Below are 26,164 nucleotides of genomic sequence, written 5' to 3'. Positions count from 1 at the left end.
TAACTGTATTGGAGATAAGTGTGGGAGCTGTTACCCGGGCCGGAGGCATCGATTCAACAGCCGGAAAAATTGGCGGTAATGGTAACAGCTTCTTCCTTATGGCTGAAAAGCCATTCGCTAACCTGCCGGCCCGGGCATGGCTGGTGAAGCCGCAAGACTACAGATGTGTAAACCAGTCGGTTTACTTTGTGGGTTAAAGGTGTAACATACACCAGGCAGTGTACTTTTTCTGAGTGTTGGAGTGGACCTATGGGCAAGGTAGTACTGATTACGGGAACATCTACAGGTTTGGGACAGAGTTTGGCCACCAAAATGGCGAAGCGGGGGTATGTTGTCTACGCCACCATGAGGGATTTGGACAAAGCGGGCCCACTGCTGAAAGATGCCGGGCTTGGGCACAAGCTCAAGGTTTTAGCGCTAGACGTGCAGGATGCAGGAAGTATTCAACATGCTGTGAATACCATTATTGAGGAGCAGGGGCGTATCGATATTTTGGTTAACAATGCCGGTGCCGGCTTTGTGAAAACCACCGAAATGGCCTCAGAGGCAGAGACACAGTGGGTTATGGATGTGAACTTCCACGGGGTAGTACGTTGCACCAAGGCAGTACTCCCCCATATGCGAAAGGAACGCAGCGGTCGGATTATCAACATTTCTTCTGTGGGTGGGTTAGTGGGGCAGCCGTTTAATGAACTTTATTGTGCTGCCAAGTTTGCTGTAGAGGGGTACACAGAGGCTATGGCTAGCTATATCCAGCCCAGCTTTAACATTCAATTCACTGCGGTTGAACCTGGCGGCATTTACTCTGAATTTGCCAACAGTGTTTTATCTCAACTGCAAGTGGATGGTGGTGTTCCAGAAGGAGATTACCAGGGCTTATTCGAACAATATCTGAGTGGTATCCAGAGGCGCACACCAGAACAAACGGCCCGTCTTTATCAGAGTGCCGGGCAGGTGGCGCAGGTAGTTTTAGATGTTGTTGAAAGTGAAGATCCACCGGTTCGGGTCCGTACTTCTCCTTGGGCCAATGAATTTTGTGCTTATAAAACGCATGCAGATCCAAGTGGTAAAGCTCAGCAGAAAATGGTGATAGATACCCTGTTATCTGCCAATCAATGATTTACCGAAAAGTTCATTGTTTTCACAGGGCTTTGTTTATTTAGATAAGCCCAGGAGCACCCGCTAGTCATTATTTTTATGTAGAAGAGTAATGTCTGAAATTGTGTAAACGTAGTATATATTGGTACGTTGTTTTAGAAAGATGGTTAGCCTCGATACTAATTTTTTAATATTTAGTGTTTTATTTCTGGGTGGCGACGCTTTTCAATAATGCCGTTACAATTTTCCTATATTGTTAAACGGCGATTTGGGTATGGCTGATTCACCAGTGCCAGTAAGTTGCAGTAATTGCTCTGTCAGGCGTCTCTGTTTGCCTGCGGGCCTGTCTCTGGCAGAGATTGATCGCCTCGAACAGGTTACTGGAAAAAAGAAGGTCATTAAGGCCGGAGAATCTCTCTACCGGGCTGGCGATTCATTTCAAAATCTCTACGCGATTCGCTCTGGCAGTTTTAAAAATGTAGTAATTGCCGCAGATGGTGATACCCAGATAACACATTTTGCCCTGCCGGGAGAATTACTTGGCCTCGATGCTTATAGTACCCGTGTTCACTCTAGCTATGCCGAGGCGTTAGAAGACAGCAGTGTCTGTCTCCTGCCTTTTGCTCAACTGGAAGTACTAGCGCAACAGGTTCCGGCCCTGCAGCAACAGATTTACAGCATTTTTTCCGAAGAGTTGCGCAAGGAGAATGAAATTTTAATGCTGCTTGGCAAGCGTTCTGCAGATACTCGCCTTGCCGCATTGCTTATGAATATTTCCAGTCGCTATGCCTGTCGAGGTTATTCCCCCAATGAATTTATCCTTTCAATGTCGCGTACAGATATTGCCAATTACCTAGGGTTAACTGCAGAAACGGTGAGTCGTCTGTTTACTCGCTTTCAAAAGCAGGGGGTTATCCAAGTAAATGGCAGGGTAGTGCAGATTCAAAATTTACTGGGGCTTAGTGAAATAGCGGGAACCCACTGTGGTTATGAGGGCGAGGTTTAGAAGCCTTTGAAGTGGCGAAAATTTTCTGGAAAGGATAAGGGTTTGAGCATTAAAAAATAAAAAAGGGGGCGAAAACGCCCCCGGAATCCACTACTTATCAGGAGTGTGTGGAGAAAGCTAATTCCTTTTCTGCACCTTTTTTCTCTAATTCTTCCGGTGCTTGTGACAGCCAGTCCATGGCCTCGTGCTGCTTCTCAAAGTAACGCACTTCGCCACTTACAAACCATCCTCCAACTTTGGTGGCCAGCTGTTGCCAGCCTTCATCCCCAAGTACAGCAATGCGGCAGAATTCATTGCCATGTTTAAGGGTTAGCTTGAATTCATCCCAAATCGCGTGCAGACCCCAGCCCTCAAAATCCCGCAAGTCAATCAGCATTTGTACCTTTGGTTTTTTAACGCCCTCAAGAGCATACTCTAGCAAAGGCGTTATATATTCGTAGTCCTCATGGGTCAACTGCCCAACAGCTTTGATGTACAGGAAGAAATCATCATCAATTCTCTCCATGCCAATGGAGATTCCGTGACGCTTGATTTTCATGTCTCCGCCTTTTTATAGTTTGTGAAATGACCCGGTCATCTTAAGCAAATACTTGTGAGGGTGTTTCTGGTTGAGTCAGATATTCGCGTAAAGATTCATATACATTTCTGGTGTTTTTATCGAAAAAGGGATCTTTTAACTGCTTTACCTGCTTGTATATTTGTTTCCAGTCTTCTACCTGTAGATATTGCTCTATTTGAGGGAAAATCGCAGAATTTTCCAGCTCAATATGATTTCGCTGTAACTGCAAATAGCTATTACTAGCCCCTTGTAACACTCTCCGCTCAACCATGGCGTCATTGGCTACGGCATAGAAAAGTGCACACATATGCTTGGTGGTTGCAGCAATTTTTTCGTGCTGCATCTGCGCTTCATAAATAGCACTTCGGTCATGCACAGGTTTGGTCAGCAAGCGAGCAAGAATCAAGTCTTCTACCGGATGATGATATTTATCTGGGTAAACAGAAAAATAATCCAGTGCGTCAAGAATCAGAGAGAGTGTGTTAGGGTCCCGCTCATGAGTTCCAAAAAGGTCCTGTAGCAAGCGCTCAAAGGCATTGAGCATTTGCTGCATATTTTTATGGTCTAAACAGAGTTGTCGGTAGATGTTGTTCATCCCAGACCTCCGCGATCAGTTTCGAAGCTTATTGTTGCCAGCAGACTCGAGAGAGGAATTGATGTGGATCAAGTAGCGAAAAAAAAGTGGTACAACCTGAGGATTTTGGCGCAGTAAAGAAATTAAAGGGCACCATTTTAAAAATTATCCAAAACCAGTTGTCGAGTTAGAGTCATACAAAGGCTGTAAAATAATGAAATTGGGCTCAAGTCATGTTAATTGCCGCGCAGGGTTTGAGTATTAAGTCATCACTTTTATTTTGTAGACTGAGTGCTGTGGTGCACTCTTATCACAGGGATCAACGGTTAAATCAATAGGAGGATAGGCCATACATTTTTATTGGTGTTCTACCGGTCCACACAAGCTGGTGGCGGGTATAGGTCACTGGTGTGAGAATGAGGCAGTGACTGGTGATCCTAGTATGGTTTTGGTGTTGGCTTAGCTTAAGGGCCAGCAGTGACAAGGTATTTGAGTAAAACAAGCATTTAAAGAGGTGGCTTATGAGTCCGGCCCCTGAATTGCTCATTTCTAAGGCAATCAATAGTCCAAAACACGGCTAACTGGCCGGATTTTGGTTTTCGCGCAATCCCTGTGACCTTGGTGTACAATGCGCGCCTTTCTAAAATGCTCAGGATTCTTTGAGTAGTCAGTGGGGCCTATTGGCGCCTGAGGCCAAGTTTCAAGGCCTGAGCACAGTGGTACCGAGTTACACCAGTCTCTACTCAGCCCGCATTACCGAGGGAACACCATGTTTGATTCATCTGTCACGCTCGCTTCTTACGATCCCGAAATCTGGGAAGCTATCCGCGAAGAGGATTCTCGCCAGGAAGACCACATTGAGCTGATCGCCTCCGAGAACTACACCAGCCCACAAGTCATGGAAGCCCAGGGCAGCAGCCTCACGAATAAGTACGCAGAAGGTTATCCGGGCAAACGCTACTACGGTGGCTGTGAGTATGTGGATAAAGTGGAAACCCTGGCGATTGAGCGCGCCAAGGCGCTGTTTGGTGCGGATTACGCCAATGTACAACCGCACTCTGGCTCCCAGGCCAACTCAGCGGTATATCAAGCCCTGTGCGCCCCCGGCGACACCGTGCTGGGTATGAGCCTGGCTCACGGCGGCCACCTGACCCACGGTGCCCGCGTCAACTTCTCTGGCAAAATCTACAATGCGGTGCAGTACGGCTTGAACCCGGAAACTGGTGAGGTGGATTACGAGGAAGTGGAGCGTCTAGCTCTGGAGCACAAGCCCAAGATGATCGTGGCCGGTTTTTCCGCCTATAGCCGAGTCATGGATTGGGCGCGTTTCCGCGAAATCGCCGACAAAGTGGGTGCCTATCTGTTTGTAGATATGGCCCACGTAGCCGGTCTGGTTGCCGCTGGTGAATACCCATCGCCGATTCCCCACGCCGATGTGGTGACCTCCACCACTCATAAGACCCTGCGCGGACCGCGCGGTGGCATTATCCTGGCCCGTGCCAACGAAGAGATCGAGAAAAAACTGAACTCCGCGGTATTCCCCGGTGGTCAGGGTGGCCCGCTGATGCATGTTATCGCGGCCAAGGCGGTTTCCTTTAAGGAGGCCATGAGCCCAGAATACAAGGCTTATCAGAAGAAGGTGGTAGAGAATGCCCGCGCTATGGCGGAGACTTTCCTCGACCGCGGTATCAATATCGTTTCTGGCGGCACTGATGACCACCTGATGCTGGTGGATCTGATCGGTAAGGAATACACCGGTAAAGATGCCGATGAGGCCCTGGGCAATGCCAATATCACGGTGAATAAAAATGCGGTGCCTAATGACCCGCGTTCTCCCTTCATTACCAGTGGTCTGCGTGTCGGTACTCCGGCGATTACCACGCGCGGTTTCGGCGTGAAGGAAACCCAGCAGCTGACCCATTGGATCTGCGATATCCTGGACGCACTGGAAGGCGGCGATGTTGAAGCCACCATTGCCGATGTGAAGCAAAAAGTTCTGGAGATCTGTGCACAGTTTCCTGTGTACAAGAAAGCCTAATTTAGCTTTGCTGGAAAAAGCGGCTCGGTGAGCCGCTTTTTTTATGGCTGTATCACAGTGTGCTGCACCGCAGCGGTGCGTGGTGCAGTCACAGGGGGCAACGGCTGTGATAAACTGCGGCCCATTTTCCATTCCCCTGGGGACGATCCCACATGCACTGTCCTTTCTGCAGCGCAGAAGAAACCAAAGTAGTTGATTCCCGCCTGGTGGCGGAGGGCGATCAGGTGCGCCGCCGGCGCGAGTGCCTCGAATGCCATGAACGTTTCACCACCTTTGAAAGCGCAGAGCTGCTGTTGCCCAGGGTGATCAAACAAAATGGCCAGCGCGAGCCCTTCAATGAAGACAAATTGCGCGCGGGCATCCAGCGCGCGGTAGAGAAGCGCCCGGTCAGTATCGAGCGGGTGGAATCCGCAGTCTCCCAAATCAAGCATGCACTGCGCGCAACGGGTGAGCGCGAGTTGCCCGCAAGGGCCATTGGCGAGCTGGTTATGGAGCAGTTGCGCGAGCTGGATGAGGTCGCTTATGTGCGCTTTGCCTCGGTGTATCGACGCTTTGAAGATGTCAGCGACTTCAGTGAAGAAATTGAGCGCCTGACCAGTAAGGAAAACCAAACGCAATGAGTCAAATGGCTGTAGAGAGTGCCCAGGCACTGATGGGCCGCGCTATTCAGCTGGCGGAGCGCGGTCTCTATACCACTATGCCGAACCCCCGGGTCGGCTGTGTGATCACCGATGCTAATGGCAAAGTAATTGCCGAGGGCTGGCATAAGCGTGCTGGCGAACCCCACGCTGAAATAGAAGCCCTGCGCGATGCGGGCGAGCGAGCCCGCGGCGCCATCGTCTATGTGACCCTTGAACCCTGTAGCCACAGTGGCCGCACAGGTCCCTGTGCCGAGGCTCTGGTACAGGCCGGTGTCGCCCGCGTGGTATACGGTATGGAAGACCCGAATCCCAGGGTTGCCGGAAGCGGTTTGCAGAAACTGCGCGATGCGGGCATTGAGGTAGAGGGGCCAGTGCTGGAAGAGCGCTGCCGCGCGCTCAACCCGGGTTTTATCAAGCGTATGACCTTGGGGTTACCCCTGGTGCGCAGCAAATCTGCGATGAGCCTAGATGGTCGCACCGCCATGGCCAGCGGTGAATCCAAATGGGTTTCAGGCCCGGCTGCGCGCGCCGATGTGCAGCGCCTGCGTGCGCGCAGCTGCGCAGTGGTAACTGGCGTAGAGACCGTGCGATTCGACAACCCGAATCTCAATGTGCGCGCCGATGAGATGGCGCTGGAGCTGCTCGAAGCGGAACAGGCTGCAGAAGTTCAGCCCCTGCGCGTTATTGTCGACAGCCAGCTGCGCACGCCGGCAAAGGCCTTTATTTTGCAGGGGGACGCCCCCACACTGGTGTGTACTACTGAGCGCGCCGATCCAGAGCGCCGCCAGCGACTGGAAAACGCCGGTGCCGAAGTTGTTGTTTTGCCTCAGGACAAGGACGGTCGGGTAGACCTGCTTGCCCTGCTCAAAGAGTTGGCCCGACGCGAATGCAATGAAGTATTGATAGAAAGCGGTGCGATCCTTTCCGGTGAGTTTCTCTACCGGGGTCACGTAGACGAATTGATTGTCTATCTGGCGCCCAAGCTGCTCGGCAGCACGGCGCGGCCGCTGTTTGAATTGCCCATCGAGCGTATGGGCTCGGTGCTGCCGATTACGATTACCGATATGCGCGCGGTCGGCCACGACTGGCGCATCACCGCAACCACGGATATCGAGCGCTGATGTTTACTGGAATTATTGAAGCGGTTGGCGAGATTGCCGATCTGCAGCCGCGCGGTGGTGATCTGCGCGTGCGCGTTAGGAGCGGCAAGCTGGACCTCGCCGATGTACAGCTTGGCGATAGTATCGCCACCAACGGGGTCTGTCTGACCGTAGTGGAGCTGCCCGGTGATGGCTATTGGGCGGATGTTTCCGCGGAGACGCTGGATGTCACCAGTGTCAGCAGTTGGAAGCGCGGGGATAGGGTCAATTTGGAGAAGGCATTGACCCCACAAACCCGCCTTGGCGGCCATATTGTCAGCGGCCATGTGGACGGTATCGGCGAGGTGGTGTGGCGTAAATCTGAGGCCCGTGCCGAGCGTTTTCGCCTACGCGCACCGGATAATCTGGCTCGTTATATTGCCCACAAGGGCTCGATTACTGTCGACGGTACCAGTCTTACTGTGAACGCGGTGGACGGCGCTGAGTTTGAACTCACCATTGTGCCGCATACCCTGCAGGAAACGATTATGCAGGGCTACGCAGCTGGCACCCGGGTCAATCTTGAGGTGGACTTGATCGCACGCTACCTGGAGCGCCTGCTTCTTGGCGAGGAGGCGGCCAAATCCAGCGACGGTGGTATGACACTCGAATTTCTCGCCCAGAACGGGTTTTACAAGCGCTAGCTGGCTTTATCCCGGCATGCCGCGCCAGTGAGGGCGGGTGAGTGTAACTGCAGGGAAAGCCGCTCAATTTGCAATTGATTAATTTATCCAGAGTTAGCAATGGAATTAAATACGGTTGAAGAACTGATCGACGATATCCGCCAGGGCAAAATGGTGATCCTGATGGACGATGAGGATCGCGAAAACGAGGGTGACCTGGTGATGGCAGCGGAGCAGGTGCGCGCCGAAGATATTAACTTTATGGCTACCCATGCCCGCGGTCTGATCTGTATGCCCATGTCCAAGGAGCGCTGTGAGCAGCTGGACCTGCCGCTGATGTCGCGGGATAACGGTGCCCAGTTCAGCACCAACTTCACCGTCTCTATCGAAGCTGCCGAAGGGGTAACCACCGGTATTTCCGCTGCGGACCGTGCGCGTACCGTGCGCGCCGCCGTAAATAGAAATGCCAAACCTAGCGATATCGTTCAGCCCGGACATATTTTCCCGATTATGGCCCAGCCCGGTGGCGTACTGAGCCGTGCCGGCCACACTGAAGCAGGCTGTGATCTTTCCCGCTTGGCGGGTTTCGAGGCGGCCGCGGTAATCGTTGAAATCATGAATGACGATGGCACCATGGCACGCCGCCCGGATCTGGAAAAGTTCGCGAAAGAGCACAACCTGAAGATCGGCACCATTGCCGACTTGATTACTTACCGCGCGCTCAACGAGAAAACCGTGGAGTGCGTCAACGAACGCAAAGTGCGTACCGAGTTTGGCGAGTTTAAACTGCGCACCTATCTCGATAAGGCCCGCCGCGAGCGCCACTTCGCCTTTATCAAAGGCGAGCCTACGCCAGAGGAGCCAACCCTGGTGCGCGTACATGTGGGCAACACCCTGCGAGATGTGCTCACGATTCAGCGCGGTGATGAAAAATTTGTCCCCTGGACTTTCCGCCGCGCCATGCAGCGCATCGAGAAAGAGGGCAAAGGTGTGGTGGTATTGATCTGTCATAACGAGACCACCGAGGAAATCGAGGAGAGTATCGATTGGCTGATCAGCGGCAAGCAGCAGCGCCCCAGCCAGGACTTGGTGTACAAGCAGGTGGGTACCGGTTCGCAGATACTGCGTGATCTCAAGGTGCGCAAGATGCGCCTGATGAGTGCGCCGTTTAAGTTCAGCGCTATTTCCGGTTTTGAACTGGAAGTGGAAGAGTACTTGAACGTCGAAGAGTAATAACAGAATGTTTCCCGGCGCATTTGAAATGGCACGGGTATGGAAAGAAATACGGATTGGACATTATGAGCAACATTCAAGTGATTGAAGGGGATTTTGTCGGCAGTACAGGTAAGTACGCGCTGCTGGTGAGCCGTTGGAACAGCTTTGTGGTTGAGAGCCTCAAAGACGGCGCCCTCGATACCTTGCGCCGCAAGGGCATCAAGGATGAGGATATCACCATCTACTACGCCCCCGGTGCCTTCGAATTCCCGCTGGCCGCGCAAAAGCTGGCGGAAACCAAAAAATTTGATGCGATTATTGCACTGGGCGCGGTGATTCGTGGCGGCACTCCGCACTTCGAATATGTCGCTGGTGAGTGCACCAAAGGTCTGGCTCAGGTATCCCTGAATACCGGTATTCCGGTGACCTTTGGTGTGTTGACTGTGGACTCCATTGAGCAAGCTATCGAGCGCTCCGGCACCAAGGCTGGCAACAAAGGTTGTGAAGCTGCCGAAACCGCCCTGGAAATGGTTTCCCTACTCGGCAAAATCTAATTGCCACAGCGCCGGCCAGTTGCGCCGGCGCTGCCCATTCTGAGAAGTATCTACCGGAAAAGACAATGACCGTAACTGCATCTGCCCGCCGCAAGGCGCGCCACTACGCCATGCAGGCGCTCTACCAATGGCAAATGGCCGGCGCCAGCCTCAATGCGATTGAAGCCGAGTTCCATACTGACAACGATATGAGCAAAGCCGACGTGGAATATTTCCGCGATATCTTCCACGGGGTTGCCAAAAACCTCGACGAAGTAGAAGGCGCTTACTCCTCCCATCTGGATCGCAAAGTGGAAGATCTGGACCCGGTGTCCCGCGCCCTGCTGCGCATGGCCACTTATGAACTGAAAAACCGCATCGATGTGCCCTACAAAGTAGTGATTAACGAAGCAGTGGCACTGGCGAAAAAATTTGGCCCCACCGACGCTTTCAAGTTCATCAACGGCATCCTGGATAAGACTGCTGCAGACCTGCGCGCTGCGGAAGTGGCTGCAGACAAGAAGTCCTGAAGCCACGCTGATGGGAACTGCGCCGGGCGAATTTGAAATTATCCGCGATTTTTTCGCCAGTGCTCCTGTGGGCGAAGGGGTTGCTTTGGGTATAGGTGATGACTGCGCTCTATTGCAGGCACCCGCCTCGGGGCAGCTGGCCACCTCTATGGATACCCTGGTGGCAGGCCGCCACTTTCCGGCTGATGCGGACCCCGCTGCTATTGCCGCGCGTGCACTCAGGGTTAATCTCAGTGACCTGGCGGCAATGAATGCGCGCCCGCTCTGGTTTACCCTGGCCCTGACCCTGCCTGACAGTGATGCAGTTTGGTTGCGCAAATTTGCCGATGGCCTGCTGCAGACCGCGGCACAGTTTGGTGTTTCTCTGGTCGGGGGTGATACCACTGCGGGCCCTTTGTCGATCACCATTCAGGTGATCGGACACACGGAATCGCCACTGCGCCGAGACCGTGCCGGTCCCGGTGATCACGTTTATGTCAGCGGTCCTCTAGGTGCTGCTGCCGCCGCTCTGCCGGTGGTGCTGGGAGAGCAGCGGGTGAATGCCGATGTGCAGTTGCAGTGTGAACGCGCCTTCTATTATCCCGAACCCCAATTCCCTGTGGCTGCGGCGATTGCCGAGTTGGCCAGTGCGGCTCTGGATATTTCCGATGGTCTGCTCGCGGACCTGGGACATATTTGTGAGTCCAGCGGTGTCAGCGCTGATATTCATCTGGAGCGATTGGCCGTTTCTCCCTTGGCGCAGACTCTTGCCGCAGAGAAAGCAATGGCTCTGGCTACAGGCGGTGGCGATGATTACCAACTCTGTTTTACCGTTCCCCAGCAGCGGGTTGCAGATTTGGACCAACTGGGCCTGAAAGTAACTGCTATCGGCACCCTCATTGAGGGCAGTACCGGGGTGCGCTGCTGGCATAATGGCAACCCTTGGTCGCCAGCGGTCACTGGCTATCAGCATTTTTAAATGGTATTGGCCCGGAAGTGCCGGTGGTGGCTTTGGAAATAAGACAATGAGAATACATAACCCCAGTTTTTCCGGGCTTTTGCGCGATCCTACTCTGTTGCTGGCTTTTGGTTTTGGTTCGGGGCTGGCACCCAAGGCACCGGGTACTTTTGGCACTCTGGTTGCCATACCTTTTTGGTGGCTGATGAAAGATCTCCCCCCATCTTGGTACCTGGGAATCCTAGTGGTGACGGGTTTAGTGGGGTGTTATTTATGTGGCGCTGCGGCAAAGAAGCTCGGTGTACATGACCATGGGGGTATCGTTTGGGATGAGATGGTGGGCTACTGGCTCACTATGTTCATGGCCCCGGCTGGCTGGATTTGGGCACTTTACGGTTTCGTACTTTTTCGCCTGTTCGATATCGCCAAGCCACCGCCCATCGGTTGGGCAGATCGGCGGGTACAGGGTGGCGTCGGAATTATGCTCGACGATATACTGGCCGCCGTTTATGCGGCTTTAATATTGCAAATAACCGTGTTTTTTGTAGGGGCTTAGCGGATAGGGATTATCGATGCACAAGGCATTTTGGCTTCTGCTGGGGTTACTGGTTTCCAGTACAGCCTGGGCACAACAGGTACAGCTGAAGGGTTTGTTTGGCGATAGCGCCATGCTGGAAATCGATGGCCGTCAACGCATTCTTAAGGCAGGCCAACAATCACCGGAAGGGGTTGGCCTGATTGAATCGACGACCAGTTACGCGCGTGTTCGCGTGAATGGACGCGAACAGAAGCTCACCCTGGATGCGCCCATCGCCGCAAGCTATGCCCAGGCTGAGCGCGCCGAGGTGCGCTTGATGGGAGATAGTCGTGGCCATTTCAATACCGATGCCTGGATTAATGGGATGCGGGTTCCGGTGATGGTGGATACCGGAGCGACCACTCTGGCAATCAATTACCCCACCGCCCAGCGTCTGCGCTTAAATCTTAATGGTGCCAAGCGCATACCGGTGTCGACCGCCAGTGGCATCACCAGTGCTTATTTGATCAATCTCAGCAGTGTCACTATCGGTGGCATTAAATTGCACAATGTAGAAGCTACCGTGCACACTGATAACTTTCCCCAAGTGGTGCTTCTGGGAAACAGTTTTCTCGGCCGGTTAGATATGGAACAGCAGAGGGGTGTGCTGATACTGCGCGCCCGCAACTGACGTGAAGAGGTATTAAGTTGACCATTCGTTATGTGGAATCCTCAAAGCTGCCCACTTCCTGGGGTATGTTTGAAATGCACGGCTTCGAGGAAGTGGAGACCGGCAAGGAGCATGTGGTGCTCACCATGGGGGACTTCGATACCAACGAGCCCCTACTGGCCCGCATTCACTCGGAATGCCTGACCGGTGATGCCCTGTTTTCCCTGCGTTGCGATTGTGGTGCCCAGTTGCAACATGCCATGCACCGCATTGCCATGGAAGGACGTGGAGCTATTTTCTACCTGCGCCAGGAGGGCCGTGGCATAGGCCTTTTAAACAAGATCCGTGCTTACCATTTGCAGGATTGCGGTGCGGATACCGTGGAGGCCAATGAGCAACTCGGCTTTGGCGCCGATATGCGGGATTATTCAATTCTGAAAGCGATGATCGACCACCTCGGTATTCATGCCATTCGCTTGATGACCAATAACCCGCGCAAAGTAAAAGCGTTGGAGGACTTGGGTATAAATGTGACTGAGCGCCTGCCGCACCAGTCCGGGCGCAATCCTCACAATGCCAAGTATTTGTCCACCAAGAAAGGTAAGCTTGGTCATTTGATTGAAAATGAGGATGAGGAAGGGAAAGAAGAAAAATAACTTTTAACCTCCTTCAGACACCCCCATAAAAAAGGCCGGATAACCCCGGCCTTTTTTTGTGGAAATTAATTAAAGCCGAGCTCGAGTATTTGGAGTTCGGCTTTGAATAATTCAGAGGCTCCTAAAATATTGGGCTTCTAATCTTTAAAGACCTTGCCCCCTTTCATCACAAAATCCACATCTAAAAGCTCATCGATATTATCCAGTGGCGAGCCATCGGTGGCGATAATATCGGCGTATTTACCGGATTCAATGGTGCCCAGTGAATCGCTCATATCGATCAGATCTGCGGCGTTAACGGTAGCGGACTGCAGGATGGCCATATTGTCCATACCGGCTTCACTCATCAGGACCGCCTCGCGTGCATTGATGCCGTGCTTGGATACACCTGAGTCGGTACCGAAGGCAATTTTTACTCCGGCATCGACCGCTTTACGGAAATTGCCGCGCATATCTGTGCCAACACGTATGGCTTTTTCCTTCTGAGCTTCAGATAAAACATCAGTATTTTTTGCCAGCTGTACCACGGTATCGCCGGCGAGAAGAGTCGGAACCAGGTAAGCGCCGGTTTCTTTAAATAGCTTATGAGCGCGGGGACCGGCGTAGGTGCCGTGCTCAATACTGTCTACACCGGCCTCCAGTGCGGCGATAATCCCTTCTTCCTGATGCGCATGACTGGCCACTTTGCGACCCATGCGCTGGGCTGCCAGGACCACCTCTTTTAGCTCATCGATTTCCATCTGCTGGCCGGTACCTGTAGCGCGATCGGTAAGTACACCACCGGTAGAGGTAATCTTGATAAAGTCAGCGCCGTATTTAATTGCATGACGGGTCGCGCGGCGGCAATCATAGGGGCCGTCGCATACCGTTCTGGTTTTATCGTCATGCAGTGCCATTAACTCGGGGCTGACTCCACTGATATCGGCGTGCCCTCCGGTAATACCCACTCCGCCGGCTGCGATAATACGTGGGCCATCTACCCAGCCATTGTTGATCGCATCGCGCATCGCATACATTTCTTCACCGCTATTACCCGCATCGCGTACAGTGGTAAAACCAGATTTCAGAATACGCATGCCAAACATTTGCGAGCGCATTTGGGTCAATGGCATGGACATCTTTAGGGCTTCGGAATCGTTTTTGGGCCCCAACTCAGTTTGCAGGTGAACGTGCATATCCATTAAGCCTGGCATTACGAAGCTGTTCTTAAGATCAATGACCTCGGCATCATCTCTGTTCACATAACCAGGGCGGATGGAAGTAATCCTGCCATTCTCGATTATTACGCTTTGCTCTTTTAAAGGTTTTTTACCGGGAACAGCGAGGAGTGTGCCTGCGTGGATAATGGTTTCTGCCAGTACTGAGGAAGAGAAAAGAGTCGCTGCGATACTGCTGAGAAGGAAACGCTTCATGATTTGTACACCTATTTATTATTTAGGCACACGCTAAATCAATCTGCGGAATATGACAATTGTGGGGTTATTACTTGGTGAAAGCCGGAAATAAGTTTCTAAAAAATCCAAAAAAAGACCGGAAAATCCGGCCTTTTTTAATCTGCAGAGAATTAATATCTGCGGCGTGGCTGCACAAATACTGCGGTAGTACGGCCGGGCAGAGTAAAGGTGCCTGTGTCTCTATCAAACTTCACTCCGCGCAGGCGTGAGTCTACCGAGCGGCGTTGACGTGGATGCTTGAACAAGTACCTACCAATGAGTTTTTCACTGGTGAATTCCACCGATTCGTCATCGCCATTAAACAGCACCACAATACGTTCAAAGCGGCGATCGATGTTGCCATTGGAATCGGATAACTCCATCACAATCAGCCCAGGAATCTGGTCGGGTCCGGTGTTGAGGAAATTGAGATGTGCTTCTACGGACTCTGCATCAGACAAGCGGAACAGGGGAGAGCTGTTGCGAATCGCCAGCTGCTCGCGGAATAGAGCAGAGCTCCACAAGCGGTGCCGGCGCTCGGGAGCCAATTCCGGGTTTGCCAGTAAAGGTTGCATCAGGTACCAGTTATCTTCGTTTTTATCTGCGATAGGTAAACCCGCAGCCCAATTATCGGTGGCGAGGCTGAAGTCCAGTGCATTAAACCAGTCACCGGAGTTGTAACTGTCCCGATCCATCGACTTTGAGCGCAGGAAATCCTGGCCTGCGTGGATAAACGGCACTCCCTGGGCGAACAGAACCAGGGAATTACTGAATGCCTGGATACGCACTCGCTCAGCCAAGTCGGCGCTGTCGCTGGCTTTGATCTGTACTCCGTCGAACAACGTCTCGTTGTCGTGGGCGGCAATATAATTAATGGATTCCTGCGGGTCGGCGGTATAGCCGGTGGGCTGGCCGTTATAGACCAGCTCGCTGCCGGTAATAATATTGCCGTTGGCATCTTCAAAAGGGTAATCCGCCAGGTTGCCGGCGAGGGAAACGCGGACTTTATCTGCCAGGGTGAGCAGTGTGGCACGCTCATCTTCCCCCTCAAACTTGCCGTTGCTGTCGGTGAACAGACCGGTACCAAAGCCCTGCTCCTCAAAGCCTCCGAAGGGGTTGCCACCACGCACGGAATCGCGCAGGCGATCGTTAAAGGTGCCGATACCGCTGCCGGCCATATTGCCCTGGCGGGCCTGTACAAAGCGAGCATCGTCAGCCACCTCGCCAAAATTCCAGCCCTCGCCGTACAGATAGATAGCGTTGCCATCGACACCATCGGCTGCCGGGGTCAGTGATTGCAATGCCGCTTGCGCCTTGAGGATATTGTCGAGGCTATGGTGTCCCATGAGATCGAAACGGAAGCTGTCCACCTTATAGGCCCGGGCCCAGGTGACCAGGGAATCGATCATCAGCTTTTCCATCATGGCGTGCTCACTGGCGGTATTTGCGCAGCAGCTGCTCATTTCCACACCGCCCTCCAGATTGCGGCGGTGGTAATAGCCGGGGACGATTTTATCGAGTACGGAGTTGTCGTATTGGCCATAGGAGCTGGTGTGGTTGTAAACCACATCCATCACCAGTCGCAGGCCGGAGTGGGATAGCCCTTGCACCATTTGACGGAATTCGCGAATGCGCGCAGGTCCATCGGGAGCGCTGCTATAGCTGCCTTCGGGGACTGTGTAGTGCAATGGATCGTAGCCCCAGTTAAAGCCATCGGTATCGCGAACAGAATCCACCTGGGCCTGCTGCTCGCTGCTGTCCGATGCGTAGTCTGAGAGGTCCGGGGTTTGCTGCTGCTGGGTGCGATCTTCATTGACTGTGGCAAAGTCAAAGGCCGGCAGCAGGTGGATATGGGTGAGGCCGGCGCGGGCCAGTTTATTGAGGTGGCGCATGCCGTCGCTGTGCTTGCGGGTGAAAGCCTTGAAGGTGCCGCGCTCTGCTTCGGGGACAGTTTGATCCGCAATACTGAAATCGCGTACGTGCAGCTCGTAGATACTGATATCTTCCGGCTGGGTTAACTTGGGCTTGCGCAGGCGGTCCCAACCGCGCGGCTTCAGGTCCCGGTCATCCAGGTTGACGATCTGGCTTTTGCCGCTATTGATGGAGAGACTCAGGGAGTAGGGGTCGGTGACCAGGTTGGTTTCAATCTGGCGGCTGAAGTAGGAATACACCTCGACCTCGTAGAGGTAAAAGCTGCGGTCCCACTGCTTATCGACATTGGCACTCCAAACCCCGGTAGATTCATCGCGCAGCATGGATACCACCTGATCGGCGCTATCGCTGCTGGGGCCTGTAAACAGGTGCAGCTTTACTGCCCGTGCGGTAGGTGCCCAAAGATCGAGCTGGATACTCTCTTCGCCGACACGGGCACCGAGTTCACCTTCGTAGTAAAAGCGGTCATCGAGCGCACCGGCCATCTGCACACCAGTCGCATCCAGTAACTTGCCTTCCGCATCGTAAGCGGCGAGGGCGAGCTGCTGGGTGACCAGATCACTAATGGAAACCTGCCCTGGCAATTGCCAGGCACTGAAACTGGCCAGGTGTGGGAATTTTTGTTGGGCGCTGTCGGGCAGGGTGGCGAGAGGGGTGAGATCGATGGTGCCATCGGAACGGATATCACCGTCCTCCAGTTTTAGCTCGGCGCTGTTGCTGTAGTGCAATTTAACCTTTGCACCTTCCTGCACCTGTATATCCCAGGCAAAGCTGCTGGCATCCACCCAGTGCGCTTTATCGCTGCTCAGGTCACCTTTGGCGAAGCCGTCACTGCTGACGGTGACTTCTTTACTATTCGAATCAAAAGCAAAATAGATTTCGTCGTAATCGGCGGCCACGGTAAAGCTGACGTTGGCTCCATTGTTGCCGTAGCTCTCCTCCCAGCCTTCGTGCAGGGCTACCTTGAATTCATAGGAACCGGCAGGAAGCGCTGAGGTGATAAAGGTGTAGGTGCCATCTCCATCGGCATCCTGCATCCAGCTGCGCAGGCAACTGGGTTGCCAGTCTCCCGGGCACCCGAGCAGGGATTGGAAGTTGCCGGCTACAGTGGCGACCACGCTATTGTGGTTGTCGGTGATCCAGTGACTCTCGTGGTCGTAGATAAATTTAACTTCGCGGGCCTCATCCAGGCTGAGGGAAATATTACCGCCGTCCCGCTGGCCGCCCGAGCCATAATTTTCATCCCAGCTGTTGTTGAGAGCGGCTTTGTACTCCCAGTTGCCGGCGGGTATCCAAAAGCTGCCTTGCCATTTGTCGTCTTCGCTGTCATAGCTGAGCAGGGTGGCGACACAACCTGGTTGCCAGTCGCCATCGCAGCCCAGTTGGCTTTGTAGGTTGCCGGGAATATTGACCTCTGTGGGATCTGGTGTATCAGATGCCCAAACCGGTAATTGGATGGAGCAGAAGACTGCCCCCAGAATCAGCCCCGCCCTTGTGCCGGGGCCTGTAAATTTTGTTGTTGGCATAGCGCTTCCCATTTTTTGTTGTACTTGTTGCGGTTCTCTCAGTTGGTATTGAATCGCAGTCACGCATTGACGGCCTCCCACCCCGAGGAGGTGGAGGTCTGGGGGAGGTGGTTGGGGGTGTCATAAAACCTTTATAAATTCGTCACTTGGTGGAAACACCCGCAGGAGAAGATGCTTCTCGAGTAAACGCGATGGCGAAAGAAAAAGCCGGATCTATACTCAACTGATCGGGTTATGGTGAGTCGAGAAAGGTGATGCACTCGCTGTAATCGGATTCGAAGGCCGGCTTTTGCCGGCTTTGCTTTTTGTGGCGGGGCAATTACTGAGAGGCTTCCCGGGTTTATCCTTGCTCCTATCCCCGGGTAGTGCTAATTTGCCCATAACCCGCCAGGTACTATGGCGGAATCCAGAACTCAATAACTGCGGAGGATGATTGATGATTGTTGCAACCCTCCGTCGGGTCCAGTAGCAGCCTCCAGCTGCCCACGCCCGGCGATAGATTCCTAGACGTCGGGCTTTCCCTGAGAAAGCTCTGTTGGCCGCGTATGTGCGGTCGCTTGGTGCTTTGTTGCGCCCTGAGGGTTTCAATCTTGAGTAAATCTCACTTTACCCGCCGGTCTGTTAATAGATTCGGCACTAAATCCGCATCTATCAAAATTGAGCGGGAAGCTTCTCCGCTGCAAAAACTCGGCTGGAAGCCTTTTTTCCAACAGCAGCTGACGCTCGAAGAACTCGAGCAGTGTTTGCCGCTGCGGATTATGGCTGTACACCGCAGTCGCCTGGAATTGGCCGGCGAGCAGGGGGCTGTGTCCCTTCCGCTAACCGGGAGTCTTGTGGCTAATTTGCCCGCGGTGGGGGATTGGCTGTTGTTAGAGAAGAGCAGTGGATATTTCGTGCGTTTGTTGAGCCGCAGCAGCCAGTTTGAGCGCATGGCACCTGGGGGGCATCAGGTGCAGATGATCGCCGCCAATGTCGATAGTGTTTTTATTGTTTCGTCTCTGAATGATGACTTTAACCTCTCACGTATTGAGCGATATTTGGCTCTGGCTCGGGAGTCTGGTTGCCGCCCACACCTGATACTGACTAAGGCCGATCTGTGTGAAGATACAGCCCCTTTTCTTCAGGCATTGCGTCCATTCGGAGAATTACCCGCTGCACTGGTAAATAGCCTGGATCGAGAAAGCGTGGCACAGCTGCGCCAGTGGTGTTTACCGGGAGAAACTATCGCGCTGTTAGGTTCTTCTGGAGTGGGTAAATCCACTTTGCTAAATGCGCTGTCTGGCGAATCCCTGGCTGAGACTGGGACCATTCGCGAAGCCGACAGTAAAGGGCGCCACACTACAAGGAAACGCTCTCTTCACTCCCTGAGTTGGGGAGCGCTGTTACTCGATAGCCCTGGAATGCGGGAGCTGGGGTTGGTGCACGTTGAAGATGGCGTGGCGGAGACTTTTTCCGATATTGAGGCCTTGGCTAGGGAGTGTCGCTTCTCTGACTGCCAGCACCAGTCAGAGCCAGGCTGTGTGGTACAAGAGGCGATAACGGGCGGTTCGCTGGATGATCGGCGCTTGCGCAATTGGCAAAAACTGCAACAGGAACTAAGCCGTAACGGTCAAACTCTCGCGCAGAAACGGGCAGGGGAGAGAGCGCTATCCCAGATGTATCGATCTGTGCAAAACCAGGCACGTAAACGCAAGCATCACGGAGAGGATTGAAAAAATGACTGCCTTTTTTTTACACCTCTATTTTTTTTAAGCGCTATTTAACCAGGCTTTGAAGGGCAGCATTGGCTGCCCTTCAAAGCATTTATACAAGCTAGCGGGCCAATTTTAATGTGACTACCCCGACGATAATTAACAGTACTCCGAGATATCGTCCGAGACTGGCTGTCTCACCAAAGAAAATGACTCCCATCAGAAAGGCACCGGCCGCGCCGATACTGGTCCAGACGGCATAGGATATGCCAATGGGAATCTCTCGCTGGGCCAACCACAATAAAAACCCACTGAGGCCAATAAAAACGACCGCCATTACAACACCCAGCAGGCGAGTCGATGTCTCTTGGGATATTTTTAGCCCCAGCACCCAGCCTATTTCACAAAGACCGGCCATTAACAGGTAGAACCAGGCCATGCTTTTCCTCTTTAAAGGGTAATTTTTAAAAAATCTTATTTCGACCTCCTCTTGGAGGTTAGGTCGGAGAATAGCTATCTGCCACTTTGTCTAGAAATTAGGGGAAATAGATTGACTAATTTACAGATGACACCTTTTTATAGCGTGTTTTTATTTCGGTATAGCTTTTGACAGGGAGCTTGATAGCTTAATGCGGAAGGAGACTTTGAGAGAAGTAGGGGGAGAGTGGGAAAACCCTGCCCAGGTCCTGTATGGTTGACTGATATCGAAGGAAAAATAAGCTGGAAGCATGTTAATAAAAACCAAGAGCCTGGTGCTAATACTTTTGTCGGTCAGTCAGGTGGCTTTGTCGGATTCGGCGAAAATAGAGTCGGTCGTTGTCACAGCCAGTCGTGTTGAGAAGCAGTTTCAGGATTATCCAGAAAGTTTCTCGATGGTTGATCGTTTCGAGTTAAAGCTGATTAAGCACAATCATATCCAGCAAAGTTTAGTGCGGGTTCCTGGGGCCAATGTGGCAAGGGGTAACGGTCAGGAATATTTACCCGCATTGCGTTCGCCAGTACTGTCTGGGGCTGGAGCCTGTGGCAGTGTGCTGACAATGGAGGATGGCATCCCTCTGCGGGCACATGGATTCTGCAATATAAATGAGTTGTTTGAATCCCATAGTGAAATGGCTCAGAGAATTGAAGTTATTCGCGGCCCAGCCAGCACCCTGTATGGTTCCAATGCTATGCATGGTGTCGTGAATATTCTGAGTCCGGAAATTGAAGAAAATACCAAGGCCTTTTCTGGCATTTTAGGCTTTGAAGGTGGTCCTCACGATTACTATCGAGCCAGTATTTCGGCAGAATCTAACCTTTCTAACAAAGGCAGAGTGCGAGCAGATCTTTCCCTGACATCTGATAGTGGTTATCGGGACCACTCTGGTTATGATCAACAAAAGCTCAGCCTTTTACACTCTGTCACTACAGGGAAGACACAAATCCGTTCTCGTCTGGCAGTCACGAATTTAAATCAGGAAACAGCGGGTTATATCGAAGGATACAATGCCTATCGGGATGATCAGCGGGACAGGGAAAACCCGAATCCAGAAGCATTCCGCGATGCCTCCGCGGTACGGCTTTACTCCATTCTCGATATTGATTTGGGCTCGGGAAAAAAGCTATCACTGGCCCCTTATCTTAGAAAAACAGATATGCGTTTTCTGCAGCATTATTTGCCGGGGCAGGCGTTGGAAGAAAGTGGCCAGGAGAGTATCGGCTTGCGGAGTAGCTATCTTTTTAGCTGGGAAGGCAACTTGGAAGTAGTAATGGGGCTAGATACAGAATTTACTCAAGGCTACTTACGAGAACGCCAAAAAGATCCAACTGAGGGATCAGATTTTTTGCGGGAGACTATCCCTGTAGGTAAGCACTATGACTATCAAGTAAATGCTTACAGCGTTGCTCCTTTTACTTTGGCTACCTGGAATGTTACTGATACTTTAAAGCTTTACAGCGGTGTACGTTTTGAGTCGGTACAGTATGACTACAACAATAAAATGCTTTCTGGCCGTACGGCCGAGGATGGTCTCCCTTGTGGCTTTGGTGGCTGTAGGTTTAGCCGGCCAGAGGACCGCAAAGACAGTTTCCAGAACTGGTCACCCAAACTAGGAGCTACTTACGATTTCACATCAGACCTGCAATTATTTGTCAATATGACTCAAGGATATCGGGTTCCCCAGGCAGCAGAACTTTACCGTTTACAGCGAGAACAAACTGTTGCCGAATTGGAGTCCGAGCAAATCAGCAGTATTGAATTGGGGGTACGAGCTATTAAGGAAAACCTTTCTTATGAGCTCGTCGCTTATGGAATGCGCAAGCACAATGTGATTTTTCGGGATACGGAGTACTTTAACCAATCTAATGGGAAAACCTCACATCGCGGTGTAGAGATGGCTCTTGGCTATAAATTTGCTCAGGACTGGCGACTGGAGGTTTCTTCCAGTTATGCGGAGCACCGTTATCGTGATGAGCGAGAGCTGAGGGGAGTACTACTGGATGGCAATCTTGTGGATTCAGCTCCCAGGGCTTTCGGTAGCTATCGCCTGCAGTGGCGACCTCGGCAAGGTATAAACGCTGAACTGGAGTGGTTGTATCAGGGGCGCTATTACACCGACCCCCAAAATCAGCATGAATATTCTGGGCACAACTTATTGAACCTGCGAGCCCGGTGGGAATTTGATCGTTGGGCTCTCTCAGCAAGGGTGTTAAACCTAACCAATAGGGCTTACGCAGAGCGAGCGGACTATAGCAGCTTTGCTGGGGACAGGTATTTTCCTGGGGAGCCACGCGCAATCTATTTATCTGTATCTTCAGAGTGGTGATTTGATTAGAGGGCTTTTAGCGGATACTTCAGTCATAAAAAAGGGCAGGAAATACCTGCCCTTTCGTTTATCTAGCCCGCAGAGATTTGTGATGTTACAGGGGGAGTAACCTGGGCCGATGCAGAGCCCTGGCTTTCAATCCAGCTGTTCATTCGTGTTTCGAGAATATTTAAGGGCAGGGCACCGGCGCCAAGAAGGGCATCGTGGAAGCTGCGGATATCAAAATTATTGTCGAGTTCCTCTTCTGCTTTTGCACGTAGCTCCTTAATTTTTAATTGCCCTAATTTATAGGCCAGTGCCTGTCCAGGCCAAACCAGGTAGCGATCAATTTCCACGGTGACATCGTGCAGAGGCTTGGCACTATTTTCCATAAAATAGTCAATTGCCTGCTCACGGCTCCAGCCCAGTTGATGCATGCCGGTGTCTACAACCAGACGCACGGCGCGCCACATATCGTAGGTCAGCGCCCCAAACTCGCTGTAGGGATCTTTGTACAAACCCAGGTCATAACCGAGGCTTTCGGAGTAGAGGCCCCAGCCTTCTACATAAGCGGTATAGAAGGTCCATCGTCGCAATGGGTGAATATCCGTTTGCTCCTGGGCAAGGGCAATCTGTAAGTGGTGCCCAGGCATTGCCTCATGCACCGTCAGCGCTTCCATTTCCCACTTCGGCCTGCTGGGCAGGTTGTAGGTATTGGCAAAGAAGATGCCCGCGCGGCCGGCTTCGTTGGAGCCAGACTGGTAATAGGCCGTGGTCTGTGACTGCTCCGAGTAGCTGGGAATGGGTTTAACTCCATAGGGCAGCCTGGGCAAGGTACCAAACAGGGCGGGCAGCTCGCCATCGATGCGCTTGGCAATATCCCGGTAGTCTCGTAACAGGGCCTCACGGCTGGTGTGGTAAAAGCGTGGGTCAGTGCGTAGGAATTCGGTGAAGGCCTTGAAGTCACCTTGGAAGCCTGTCTTCTGCATGACAGCTTGCATCTCTGCACGGATACGCTTCACTTCGGCCAAGCCTATGCGGTGGATTTCTTCCGGGCTAAGGTGAGTGGTGGTGCTCTTTTCTACTTTGTAGGCATACCAGCGCAGACCGTCTGGACGACTGCTGAGGGCGATGCCTTTCTGTGCACCAGGAATGTATTCCCTTTCGATAAATTCCGCCAAGTCTCGCCATGCCGGTAATAACTGGCTCCCATAGATGGCGAGAGCGCGCTGGCGCAGGCTTTTTTGTTTCGCTTTGGGGATGGCGCTGGGCATTTCCGAGAAAGCACTGAGTAGGGGACTCCGCTCGGGAGTTGTGGGGATCAGCGCACGGATCTGTCGGGGGAGATCACGCAGAGTGATTTGCGGCGGAGTAACCCCTTTTCTTAATCCCTGCTGCATTAGCGTCTGTGTCTGTGTTACCAAAGTTGGTAGTTTTGATAGACGTGCCAGAATATCTTCATAATCAGCAACCGTACTCTGCGGCATACTGTTGAGCACATTCGGCACATCGAGCTGGATACCGCTCATATGGGTAATGGGTTGTAGATGTTCGGGGAACTGGAAGCCCTTCACCTCACCGAGTAAATCCTGGTAAAGCAGCTGGTAGTCCAGTTGTTGCTGCTTGGGCAACTCGCTGATATCGAGATTGCGGGTAGCTCCTAAAAGTCGGCGAGTCTGCTCTTGCCGCGCCTCAATGCCTCTCTTTGAGTTGTCTACCCAGCGATCATTTTGCCCTGGATAGCCCTCATAAGTGGCCTGGCTGGGAAAGCTTTCCATAATCCAGCGATAGCGCAGATCCTGTAGGGCCACCAGTCTTTCAGAGGCATTCTCTTTCGGTAGCGCCCGATAGGCCTTCTTAAAATCTTCCTGTTCCATAGCGGTTGCATTGAGGCTGGCGAACAGACCGATGGATGCGACAAGAGTTTTCTTGAGTAGTGACATCTTTCCCCCAAGGCGTGCGGAAATTGATTGATAGAAGGGCGCTAGGTCACGCGGTATCGTCAAATCAATAGTAAGCGGCTGAGTTGTGGTTCAGGAGCCCGATATCCCAGATGGTTATCGGGCCCTTATGGTTAGTTTGCGGCTGCGGCGCGGTCGTTAAAATTGTGCCGGTTAAGCAGCTGCAGGCGCTGGCGGATTTGTTCCTCAATGCCGCCGGCATCGAGGCCTATCTCTGCGAGCAGGTCTTTGTGTTTGCCGTGCTCAATAATGCGGTCCGGCAGGCCCAGTTGCAGTACGGGCAGGGTTCGCGCAGAGCTGTTGAGATACTCCATAACGGCGCTGCCAGCACCTCCGGCGACGGTATTTTCTTCGATGGTGACCAGCAACTGATGGCTGTCGGCCAGTTCATCAATCAGCGCTTCATCTAATGGCTTGACCCAGCGCATATCGGCGAGAGTGGCACCGAGGCGCTCAGCCGCTGCCGTAGCGGGGGCGAGTAGGGTGCCGAAATTCAAAATGGCCACGCCGCTGCCTTTACGCAGTAGGCGGCCCTTACCGATAGGTAACTCGCGCATCTCTTCTTCTATTGCGGTGCCCATACCGGTACCGCGGGGATAGCGCACAGCGGCGGGCCCTTCGTACTTGTATGCGGTATAGAGTAATTGGCGGCATTCGTTCTCGTCGCTGGGTGCAGCGATGGCGAGGTAGGGCAAGCAACGCATAAAGGTCAGATCGAAGCTGCCTGCATGGGTTGGGCCGTCTTCACCTACAAGGCCGGCGCGGTCGATGGCGAAGGTGACATCCAGGTTTTGGATAGCAACATCATGCACCATTTGGTCATAGCCGCGCTGTAGGAAAGTAGAGTAAATGGCCACAACCGGCTTTTGGCCCTCGCAGGCGAGGCCGGCAGCGAGAGTAACGGCGTGCTGCTCGGCAATAGCTACGTCTTGAAAGCGTTTTGGAAAACGCTTGGAAAACTCTACCATGCCAGAGCCCTCACTCATGGCGGGGGTAATTCCGATTAGGCGCTCGTCCTTTTCGGCAGTGTCACATAGCCACTGGCCGAAAATATCCTGATACTTGGGCAGCTTCTTCCTGCCCGGCACAGCCACCTGGACTTTGCTCTCTGGCTCCAGCTTGTTCAATGCGTGGTAACCCACCGGGTCGGCTTCAGCCGGACCAAAGCCTTTGCCTTTGGTAGTGGCGATATGCAGTAGCTGGGGACCGGGCTGGCTGCGCAGGTTGCGCAGGGTGTGCACCAGATCGTGCATGTTGTGCCCATCCAGTGGTCCCACGTAGTTGAAGCCCAACTCCTCAAACAGAGTGCCGGGTGTGATCATGCCTTTAACATGCTCTTCGGTGCGGCGCGCCAACTGCCAGGCTTTGGGAATAGCCGACAAAATCTTGCGGCTGCCCTCGCGCATATTGAGATAGGTTTTGCTGGCAAGAATCTTGGCGAAGTAGGTAGCCAAGCCTCCGACATTTTTAGAGATCGACATGCTGTTGTCATTGAGCACAACCAACATATCCCGGCCTGTGTGAGATGCGTGATTGAGTGCTTCGAAGGCCATACCAGCGGTCATAGCGCCGTCGCCAATCACCGCCACGACTTTGCGCTCGTCGGGGGAACCCAGGGCCATTCCCAGGGCGGCACCGATAGAAGTACTGGAATGCCCCACGCCGAAGGTGTCGTAGGGGCTCTCACTGCGCTTGGGAAAGCCTGACAAGCCGCCTTGCTGGCGCATGGTGAGCATCTGCTCGCGGCGGCCGGTGAGTATCTTGTGAGGGTAGGTTTGGTGGCCCACATCCCAGACCAAGCGGTCCTCTGGCGTGTTGTAGATATAGTGCAGGGCGATGGTCAGCTCCACCACACCGAGACCGGCGCCGAAGTGTCCGCCGGTTTGGCCGACACAATACAACAGGTACTCGCGCAACTGGTTGGCGAGTTCGGGCAGTTGGCGTTCATCGAGTGCGCGCAGCTGTGCCGGCTCGTCAATGACGTCAAGCAGCGGCGTATGCGGGCGTGTGCGTGGAATTTCTTCGAGCATCAAACGGTTCAATTGCTACAGATGGTATTAGTGAAGGGGATTGTATGCCTGTGAAGGGCATATTGCATCCCA

23 protein-coding genes are annotated in these 26,164 nt (G+C 52.9%); 16 read left to right on the top strand and 7 right to left on the bottom strand.

Annotation, left to right across the window (positions count from 1 at the left end; translation table 11 throughout):
* The first annotated feature begins 20 nt into the window (after positions 1-20).
* The 3 genes from ACJJIB_RS19295 (at position 21) to fnr (ending at position 2,104) form a co-directional block, all read left to right on the top strand.
* Positions 21-197 (top strand): hypothetical protein, encoded by a 177-nt coding sequence (locus ACJJIB_RS19295; RefSeq protein WP_444882799.1) that lies wholly within the window; start codon positions 21-23, stop codon positions 195-197.
* Positions 198-249: 52 nt separating this feature from the next.
* Positions 250-1,119: an SDR family oxidoreductase gene (locus ACJJIB_RS19290; RefSeq protein ID WP_444887224.1), complete on the top strand. Its 870-nt coding sequence runs from the start codon at positions 250-252 to the stop codon at positions 1,117-1,119.
* A 253-nt stretch (positions 1,120-1,372) separates the two neighbouring features.
* Positions 1,373-2,104: a fumarate/nitrate reduction transcriptional regulator Fnr gene (gene fnr / locus ACJJIB_RS19285; protein ID WP_444882797.1), complete on the top strand. Its 732-nt coding sequence runs from the start codon at positions 1,373-1,375 to the stop codon at positions 2,102-2,104.
* A gap of 97 nt (positions 2,105-2,201) precedes the next feature.
* Here fnr and ACJJIB_RS19280 read toward each other — a convergent pair whose 3' ends face one another.
* Positions 2,202-2,642 carry a SpoIIAA family protein gene (locus ACJJIB_RS19280; protein ID WP_444887223.1) on the bottom strand — a complete coding sequence of 147 codons (441 nt, stop codon included), beginning with the start codon at positions 2,640-2,642 and terminating at the stop codon, positions 2,202-2,204.
* A gap of 40 nt (positions 2,643-2,682) precedes the next feature.
* Positions 2,683-3,258, bottom strand: coding sequence for a hemerythrin domain-containing protein (locus tag ACJJIB_RS19275; protein WP_444887222.1), 576 nt, complete (start codon positions 3,256-3,258; stop codon positions 2,683-2,685).
* A gap of 748 nt (positions 3,259-4,006) precedes the next feature.
* Between ACJJIB_RS19275 and glyA the strand changes: the two genes are divergently transcribed.
* From glyA to ribA, 11 genes are all read left to right on the top strand, one after another.
* A complete protein-coding gene (gene glyA, locus ACJJIB_RS19270) occupies positions 4,007-5,275 on the top strand; it encodes a serine hydroxymethyltransferase (RefSeq protein ID WP_252083354.1) in 1,269 nt (422 codons plus the stop codon).
* 152 nt (positions 5,276-5,427) lie between these two features.
* Positions 5,428-5,895 carry a transcriptional regulator NrdR gene (gene nrdR, locus ACJJIB_RS19265; protein WP_252083353.1) on the top strand — a complete coding sequence of 156 codons (468 nt, stop codon included), beginning with the start codon at positions 5,428-5,430 and terminating at the stop codon, positions 5,893-5,895.
* Positions 5,892-7,037 (top strand): bifunctional diaminohydroxyphosphoribosylaminopyrimidine deaminase/5-amino-6-(5-phosphoribosylamino)uracil reductase RibD, encoded by a 1,146-nt coding sequence (ribD, locus tag ACJJIB_RS19260; protein WP_444887221.1) that lies wholly within the window; start codon positions 5,892-5,894, stop codon positions 7,035-7,037. The genes nrdR and ribD overlap by 4 nt, the downstream gene beginning before the upstream one ends.
* Positions 7,037-7,699: a riboflavin synthase gene (locus ACJJIB_RS19255; RefSeq protein WP_252083352.1), complete on the top strand. Its 663-nt coding sequence runs from the start codon at positions 7,037-7,039 to the stop codon at positions 7,697-7,699. The genes ribD and ACJJIB_RS19255 overlap by 1 nt, the downstream gene beginning before the upstream one ends.
* A 99-nt stretch (positions 7,700-7,798) precedes the next feature.
* Positions 7,799-8,911 carry a bifunctional 3,4-dihydroxy-2-butanone-4-phosphate synthase/GTP cyclohydrolase II gene (ribBA, locus tag ACJJIB_RS19250; RefSeq protein WP_252083351.1) on the top strand — a complete coding sequence of 371 codons (1,113 nt, stop codon included), beginning with the start codon at positions 7,799-7,801 and terminating at the stop codon, positions 8,909-8,911.
* A 65-nt stretch (positions 8,912-8,976) separates the two neighbouring features.
* Positions 8,977-9,447, top strand: a complete 471-nt coding sequence (gene ribH, locus ACJJIB_RS19245; RefSeq protein WP_152454910.1) for a 6,7-dimethyl-8-ribityllumazine synthase — start codon at positions 8,977-8,979, stop codon at positions 9,445-9,447.
* Positions 9,448-9,512: 65 nt separating this feature from the next.
* Positions 9,513-9,956 (top strand): transcription antitermination factor NusB, encoded by a 444-nt coding sequence (gene nusB / locus ACJJIB_RS19240; RefSeq protein WP_152454909.1) that lies wholly within the window; start codon positions 9,513-9,515, stop codon positions 9,954-9,956.
* 10 nt (positions 9,957-9,966) lie between these two features.
* Positions 9,967-10,914 (top strand): thiamine-phosphate kinase, encoded by a 948-nt coding sequence (gene thiL / locus ACJJIB_RS19235; protein ID WP_252083350.1) that lies wholly within the window; start codon positions 9,967-9,969, stop codon positions 10,912-10,914.
* Positions 10,915-10,960: 46 nt separating this feature from the next.
* On the top strand, positions 10,961-11,449 hold the full coding sequence (locus ACJJIB_RS19230) for a phosphatidylglycerophosphatase A family protein (protein WP_444887220.1): 489 nt from the start codon (positions 10,961-10,963) through the stop codon (positions 11,447-11,449).
* Positions 11,450-11,465: 16 nt separating this feature from the next.
* Complete coding sequence (locus ACJJIB_RS19225) at positions 11,466-12,101, top strand: retropepsin-like aspartic protease family protein (protein ID WP_444887219.1); 636 nt, start codon at positions 11,466-11,468, stop codon at positions 12,099-12,101.
* Positions 12,102-12,118: 17 nt separating this feature from the next.
* On the top strand, positions 12,119-12,736 hold the full coding sequence (ribA, locus tag ACJJIB_RS19220) for a GTP cyclohydrolase II (RefSeq protein WP_252083347.1): 618 nt from the start codon (positions 12,119-12,121) through the stop codon (positions 12,734-12,736).
* Between the two features lie 137 nt (positions 12,737-12,873).
* Here the strand turns inward: ribA and ACJJIB_RS19215 are convergent, their stop codons facing one another.
* On the bottom strand, positions 12,874-14,148 hold the full coding sequence (locus ACJJIB_RS19215) for a metal-dependent hydrolase family protein (RefSeq protein ID WP_444887218.1): 1,275 nt from the start codon (positions 14,146-14,148) through the stop codon (positions 12,874-12,876).
* Positions 14,149-14,300: 152 nt separating this feature from the next.
* Positions 14,301-17,627 (bottom strand): pullulanase-type alpha-1,6-glucosidase, encoded by a 3,327-nt coding sequence (gene pulA / locus ACJJIB_RS19210; RefSeq protein ID WP_444887217.1) that lies wholly within the window; start codon positions 17,625-17,627, stop codon positions 14,301-14,303.
* A 590-nt stretch (positions 17,628-18,217) separates the two neighbouring features.
* Here pulA and rsgA point away from each other — a divergent pair.
* Positions 18,218-19,339, top strand: a complete 1,122-nt coding sequence (gene rsgA, locus ACJJIB_RS19205; protein WP_444887216.1) for a ribosome small subunit-dependent GTPase A — start codon at positions 18,218-18,220, stop codon at positions 19,337-19,339.
* A gap of 100 nt (positions 19,340-19,439) precedes the next feature.
* Here rsgA and ACJJIB_RS19200 read toward each other — a convergent pair whose 3' ends face one another.
* Positions 19,440-19,757, bottom strand: coding sequence for a DMT family transporter (locus ACJJIB_RS19200; protein ID WP_252083343.1), 318 nt, complete (start codon positions 19,755-19,757; stop codon positions 19,440-19,442).
* A gap of 289 nt (positions 19,758-20,046) precedes the next feature.
* Here ACJJIB_RS19200 and ACJJIB_RS19195 point away from each other — a divergent pair, with 289 nt between their 5' ends.
* Positions 20,047-22,122, top strand: a complete 2,076-nt coding sequence (locus ACJJIB_RS19195) for a TonB-dependent receptor (RefSeq protein ID WP_444887215.1) — start codon at positions 20,047-20,049, stop codon at positions 22,120-22,122.
* Between the two features lie 71 nt (positions 22,123-22,193).
* On the opposite strand, the gene ACJJIB_RS19190 is transcribed toward ACJJIB_RS19195, so the two are convergent.
* Both ACJJIB_RS19190 and dxs read right to left on the bottom strand, forming a co-directional pair.
* Positions 22,194-24,044: a DUF885 domain-containing protein gene (locus ACJJIB_RS19190; RefSeq protein ID WP_444887214.1), complete on the bottom strand. Its 1,851-nt coding sequence runs from the start codon at positions 24,042-24,044 to the stop codon at positions 22,194-22,196.
* A gap of 131 nt (positions 24,045-24,175) precedes the next feature.
* Positions 24,176-26,092: a 1-deoxy-D-xylulose-5-phosphate synthase gene (gene dxs, locus ACJJIB_RS19185; RefSeq protein WP_444887213.1), complete on the bottom strand. Its 1,917-nt coding sequence runs from the start codon at positions 26,090-26,092 to the stop codon at positions 24,176-24,178.
* Between the last annotated feature and the right edge of the window lie 72 nt (positions 26,093-26,164).

It is taken from the genome of Microbulbifer mixtoriginis (SeqCode) (genome assembly GCF_052467705.1).
The sequence above is the reverse complement of the archived record's forward strand: the minus strand, read 5'-3'. Positions and strand labels throughout refer to the sequence as shown.

Excerpts from the sequence above, each read along its gene's own strand:
- pulA (WP_444887217.1), bottom strand. The coding sequence starts at position 17,627 with ATGCCAACAACAAAATTTACAGGCCCCGGCACAAGGGCGGGGCTGATT.
- nrdR (WP_252083353.1), top strand. The coding sequence starts at position 5,428 with ATGCACTGTCCTTTCTGCAGCGCAGAAGAAACCAAAGTAGTTGATTCC.
- thiL (WP_252083350.1), top strand. The coding sequence starts at position 9,967 with ATGGGAACTGCGCCGGGCGAATTTGAAATTATCCGCGATTTTTTCGCC.
- fnr (WP_444882797.1), top strand. The coding sequence starts at position 1,373 with ATGGCTGATTCACCAGTGCCAGTAAGTTGCAGTAATTGCTCTGTCAGG.
- ACJJIB_RS19230 (WP_444887220.1), top strand. The coding sequence starts at position 10,961 with ATGAGAATACATAACCCCAGTTTTTCCGGGCTTTTGCGCGATCCTACT.
- ACJJIB_RS19290 (WP_444887224.1), top strand. The coding sequence starts at position 250 with ATGGGCAAGGTAGTACTGATTACGGGAACATCTACAGGTTTGGGACAG.
- nusB (WP_152454909.1), top strand. The coding sequence starts at position 9,513 with ATGACCGTAACTGCATCTGCCCGCCGCAAGGCGCGCCACTACGCCATG.
- ACJJIB_RS19215 (WP_444887218.1), bottom strand. The coding sequence starts at position 14,148 with ATGAAGCGTTTCCTTCTCAGCAGTATCGCAGCGACTCTTTTCTCTTCC.
- glyA (WP_252083354.1), top strand. The coding sequence starts at position 4,007 with ATGTTTGATTCATCTGTCACGCTCGCTTCTTACGATCCCGAAATCTGG.
- ribBA (WP_252083351.1), top strand. The coding sequence starts at position 7,799 with ATGGAATTAAATACGGTTGAAGAACTGATCGACGATATCCGCCAGGGC.
- ACJJIB_RS19280 (WP_444887223.1), bottom strand. The coding sequence starts at position 2,642 with ATGAAAATCAAGCGTCACGGAATCTCCATTGGCATGGAGAGAATTGAT.
- ACJJIB_RS19275 (WP_444887222.1), bottom strand. The coding sequence starts at position 3,258 with ATGAACAACATCTACCGACAACTCTGTTTAGACCATAAAAATATGCAG.
- ACJJIB_RS19200 (WP_252083343.1), bottom strand. The coding sequence starts at position 19,757 with ATGGCCTGGTTCTACCTGTTAATGGCCGGTCTTTGTGAAATAGGCTGG.
- ACJJIB_RS19190 (WP_444887214.1), bottom strand. The coding sequence starts at position 24,044 with ATGTCACTACTCAAGAAAACTCTTGTCGCATCCATCGGTCTGTTCGCC.
- dxs (WP_444887213.1), bottom strand. The coding sequence starts at position 26,092 with ATGCTCGAAGAAATTCCACGCACACGCCCGCATACGCCGCTGCTTGAC.
- ribD (WP_444887221.1), top strand. The coding sequence starts at position 5,892 with ATGAGTCAAATGGCTGTAGAGAGTGCCCAGGCACTGATGGGCCGCGCT.
- ACJJIB_RS19255 (WP_252083352.1), top strand. The coding sequence starts at position 7,037 with ATGTTTACTGGAATTATTGAAGCGGTTGGCGAGATTGCCGATCTGCAG.
- ACJJIB_RS19225 (WP_444887219.1), top strand. The coding sequence starts at position 11,466 with ATGCACAAGGCATTTTGGCTTCTGCTGGGGTTACTGGTTTCCAGTACA.
- ribH (WP_152454910.1), top strand. The coding sequence starts at position 8,977 with ATGAGCAACATTCAAGTGATTGAAGGGGATTTTGTCGGCAGTACAGGT.
- ACJJIB_RS19195 (WP_444887215.1), top strand. The coding sequence starts at position 20,047 with ATGTTAATAAAAACCAAGAGCCTGGTGCTAATACTTTTGTCGGTCAGT.